The sequence below is a fragment of the Pseudomonas sp. R62 genome, from assembly GCF_000257605.1.
Classification (GTDB): Bacteria; Pseudomonadota; Gammaproteobacteria; order Pseudomonadales; family Pseudomonadaceae; genus Aquipseudomonas; species Aquipseudomonas atacamensis.
Map to the genome: position 1 here is coordinate 458116 of NZ_JH635998.1, position 4028 is coordinate 462143.

Sequence of the window (4028 nt, forward strand, 5' to 3'; positions counted from 1 at the left end):
CCTCGACAGCCACGCGCGCAAACTGTCGGCGCTGGCCACCAACGGCACGCTGTTCATCCAGCAGTTTTCCGGGATGGCGACGATTGTGGCCGGGGTCTACAGCATCATTGCCGGCAACCTCAGCGTCGGCGCGCTGGTTGCCACCTACATGCTTGGCAGTCGTGTGCTCGCCCCGCTCGGGCAGATCGCCGGGCTGATCACCCGCTACCAGCAAGCGCAACTGACCATGAAAAGCACCGACGCACTGATGGCGCTGCCGCAGGAGCGCGACGGCAAACAACGGCCACTGGAACGTACGCAGCTGCAAGGTGCCCTCGACGTCAGCGGCGTGACGTTCCACTACAACGGCCAGAATGCGCCGGCGCTGAGCGAGGTCAGCTTCAGCCTGAAAGCCGGCGAGCGGGTCGGCATCATCGGCCGCAGCGGCTCCGGCAAAAGCACGTTGGCGCGATTGGTGATGGGTTTCTACGAAGCGGAACAAGGCCAGTTACTGCTCGACGGCCTCGACCTGCGCCAACTGGACGTGGCTGACCTGCGCCAGCAGATCGGTTATGTCGCCCACGACCTGCCGCTGCTGGCCGGCAGCTTGCGCGACAACCTGACCCTGGGCGCGCGTTACATCAGCGATTCACGCATGCTCGAAGTCGCCGAACTGACTGGCGTCACCGAACTGGCCCGACAACACCCGCAAGGCTTCGACCGACCGGTGGGCGAACGCGGACAACTGCTATCCGGCGGCCAACGCCAGGCGGTGTTGCTGGCGCGCGCGTTACTGCTCGATCCACCGATCATGCTGCTCGACGAACCCACCAGCGCCATGGACAACAGCAGCGAAGACGCGCTGCGACAGAAACTGCATGGCTGGGTGCAAGGCAAAACCCTGCTGCTGGTCACCCACCGCACCTCGATGCTGAGCCTGGTGGACCGGTTGCTGGTGCTGGACAACGGCCGGGTCGTCGCTGACGGCCCGAAAGAAGCGGTCATCGATGCACTGCGCAAGGGCCGTGTCGGCTCGGCGGCGGTCTAGGAGTTACGCCATGCCTGCTTCCTCCGATAGCAACAAACGCGGTTACTTCGACAGTTTCGGCAAAAGCGCCGAAGCCGAGTTCATGCCGGAAACCGCCGGCGCAGCATTGCAGGATTCGCCGCGAAAATCGCGGATCACCGTGTGGCTGGCGGCAGCGCTGCTGATCGCCGCCCTGGTCTGGGCCAAATTTGCCGTGCTCGAAGAAGTGACCATGGGCGAAGGCAAGGCGATTCCGTCGAGCAAGGTTCAGGTGATCCAGAACCTTGAGGGCGGCATCGTCACCGAGATTTACGTTCGCGAAGGCCAGATGGTCGGCAAGGGCGACACCCTGCTGCGTCTGGATGACACGCGCTTCCGCTCGAACAAGGGCGAGAGCGAGGCCGACCGTTACGCGCTGACCGCGCAGGTTGAACGGCTGTCAGCAGAGGCCGAGGGGCGCCCCTTCAAACTCTCCGCTGAAGTCATCGCCAAAGCGCCGCAAGTCGCCGAGGACGAGCGCTCGCTGTACGAGCAACGCCAACGCCGCTTGGCCAGTGAACAGCGCACCCTCAGCGAACAATTGCGGCAGAAAACCCAGGAGCTGGCGGAGTTTCGCTCCAAGCAGGGCCAGTTCAGCTCGAGCCTGGCGCTGCTGCAACAAGAGATGAACATGTCCGAACCGCTGGTGAAAACCGGCGCCGTGTCACCAGTGGAAATCCTCAGGCTCAGGCGCAGCGCCGTGGAAATCCGTGGTTCGCTGAACGCCACCACGCTGGCGATTCCCCGCGCCGAATCGGCCATCGCCGAGATCCGCAGCAAGATCGACGAATCCGAGCAGACCTTCCGCTCCGAGGCCGCTAAAGAGCTGAATGAGAAACGCACCGACCTGTCGAAAATCACCGCGTCGAGCATCGCCATCGACGATCGCGTCAGCCGCACTACGGTGACGTCGCCGGTGCGTGGCGTGATCAAGCAGATGAAGGTCAACACCATCGGCGGCGTGGTCCAGCCGGGCAGCGACATGGTCGAAATCGTGCCGCTGGAAGACAACCTGCTGATCGAAGCCAAGGTCCGCCCGCAAGACGTCGCGTTCCTGCATCCGGGCCAGAAAGCCATGGTCAAATTCAGTGCCTACGACTACACGATTTACGGCGGGCTGAGCGCCAAGCTCGAGCTGATCGGCGCCGATACGATCACCGATGACAAGGGCAACAGCTTCTATCTGATTCAGGTGCGCACCGACAAGAATCACCTGGGCGGCGACGTGAAACCGCTGCTGATCATCCCGGGGATGGTGGCGACAGTGGACATTATCACCGGTGAGAAAAGCGTCTTGGATTACCTGCTCAAACCGGTGTTGAAAGCGCGGACCGAGGCGATGCGCGAACGTTAGCCAATGATCGTTCCCACGCTCCGCGTGGGAATGCCGCCCGGGACGCTCCGCGTCCTTTCTCGACGGTGACGCAGAGCGTCACTGGATGCATTCCCACGCAGAGCGTGGGAACGATCATCTGTCGCCATGGTTACGCTGGAAGACCTCCTCCCCCATCGCCGCAATCTGCCCTTCGATCAGCGCTTCAAACGGCTTGAGCAACGGCGCAAACGTCGTCGGCGCTTCGAGGGTTTCCAGCGCCTGCACGATCGCCTCGATCGTCGATAGCGCCCCCGGCCCCGGTGCCTTGCGCAAGCGATAGCGCGACACCCCGCCCTCGGTCAGGGTCACCCGTGGCAGCGCCGCCAGCAGCGGATTGAGGTGCAGCATCTTGCGCGCTTTGCGCCATGTTCCATCCGGGACGACCAGCAACATTGGCTGATCATTTGGCGCGTAGACCTGCAACGGCTGCGCATCCTCAGCCGGGAACAGCAAGCGCGCCTGATAGCCCGGCCGGTTCAACAGTTTCGGCAAATCCTCGAATACCTCACCGACAATCAGCTCGGCATTGCTCAGCCCCAGCGCCGCCAGCCGCGCGGTATTCAGCGCGTGACTGACCTCGCTCGGATGCTGCAGCACTAACACGCGCGTGCGGCTGTCGAGGTGCGGAATCAACGGGCACAGGCAGTGGGTCTGGGGGCGCAGGCAGCGCGGGCATTGGGCTCGGGACATGATGGGTTACGCCTGATTCAATTGCGCTTTGAGCAAATCGCGGAAGGTCTGGATCAGCGGCTCGCGGCTGCGGCCCCTGCGCATGATCATCGAAAACGGCGCCTGATAACCGAAGGTCGCCGGCAGTAATACACGCAGATCGCCCTTGTCGGCCCAGGCCTGCGCGTAGTGCTCCGGCAGATAACCGATGTAGGCGCCGGAGAGCACTAGAATCAGCTGCGCTTCCATACTTTCCACGGTCGCGGCGCTGTGTTTGAAACCGTGCCGGGCCAGTTCCGCCTGACTCCAGTAACCGCGCCCGACCATCCGTTGCTGAGTGATGACCTGCTCGGGAATGCGCCGTTCGTTGAACAGTGGATGGCGACTGCTGCAATACAGCCAGTGCTGCTCGCGGTACAGCGGCATATAGACCAGACCGCTCATGCGCGTGGAAAACGCACCGATGGCCAGATCGAGGCGATTGTCCTGCACGCCGAGTTGCAATTCATAAGGGCTCATCACCGACAGGTGCAAATGCACCGCCGGGTGTTCCTGGCTGTAGGCGCCGATGGCTTCGGCAAACGGCAGGGCCTTGTCGCTGACCGTGGAATCGATCACCCCGAGGTTGAGCGTGCCGCGCAGTTCGCCCTTGAGCGCGGCGGCGTATTGCTCGAAGCCTTCAAGCTCGGCGAGCAGGCGCAGGGTTTCCTGATGAAACAGCTCGCCCTTGCTGGTCAGGCTGAAGCCACCGCGCCCGCGATGGCACAGCACCAGACCGAGCGCGGCTTCGAGCTGGCTCATGTAGGTGCTGATCGCCGAGGTCGACAGGTTGAGTTCCTGCTGCGCATTAGCAAAACCCTGATGACGCACGACGCTGACGAAGATGCGCAGGAGTTTCAGGTCGGGTAAAGCGTTGGCCATTTCTGCTCCCAAGGATCG

General features: G+C 62.8%; 4 protein-coding genes. 2 read left to right on the top strand and 2 right to left on the bottom strand.

Annotated elements, in window-relative coordinates:
* Together OQK_RS03545 and OQK_RS03550 are read left to right on the top strand one after the other, a co-directional pair.
* Nucleotides 1–1027: ATP-binding cassette domain-containing protein (locus OQK_RS03545; protein WP_038860505.1), on the top strand; the 1027-nt coding region annotated here is incomplete at its 5' end.
* A 10-nt stretch (nt 1028–1037) separates the two neighbouring features.
* Nucleotides 1038–2399 (top strand): HlyD family type I secretion periplasmic adaptor subunit, encoded by a 1362-nt coding sequence (locus OQK_RS03550; protein ID WP_016771147.1) that lies wholly within the window; start codon nt 1038–1040, stop codon nt 2397–2399.
* A gap of 114 nt (nt 2400–2513) precedes the next feature.
* Here the strand turns inward: OQK_RS03550 and OQK_RS03555 are convergent, their stop codons facing one another.
* Nucleotides 2514–3110, bottom strand: coding sequence for a tRNA-uridine aminocarboxypropyltransferase (locus OQK_RS03555; RefSeq protein WP_016771148.1), 597 nt, complete (start codon nt 3108–3110; stop codon nt 2514–2516).
* Nucleotides 3111–3116: 6 nt separating this feature from the next.
* The gene (locus tag OQK_RS03560) at nt 3117–4010 is read right to left on the bottom strand and encodes a LysR family transcriptional regulator (RefSeq protein WP_007956593.1); all 894 of its coding nucleotides are present in this window, start codon (nt 4008–4010) and stop codon (nt 3117–3119) included.
* Nucleotides 4011–4028: the final 18 nt, after the last annotated feature.

What these genes read in the sequence shown, in the direction of transcription:
- OQK_RS03550 (WP_016771147.1), top strand. Translation starts at nt 1,038, where the DNA reads ATGCCTGCTTCCTCCGATAGCAACAAACGCGGTTACTTCGACAGTTTC.
- OQK_RS03555 (WP_016771148.1), bottom strand. Translation starts at nt 3,110, where the DNA reads ATGTCCCGAGCCCAATGCCCGCGCTGCCTGCGCCCCCAGACCCACTGC.
- OQK_RS03560 (WP_007956593.1), bottom strand. Translation starts at nt 4,010, where the DNA reads ATGGCCAACGCTTTACCCGACCTGAAACTCCTGCGCATCTTCGTCAGC.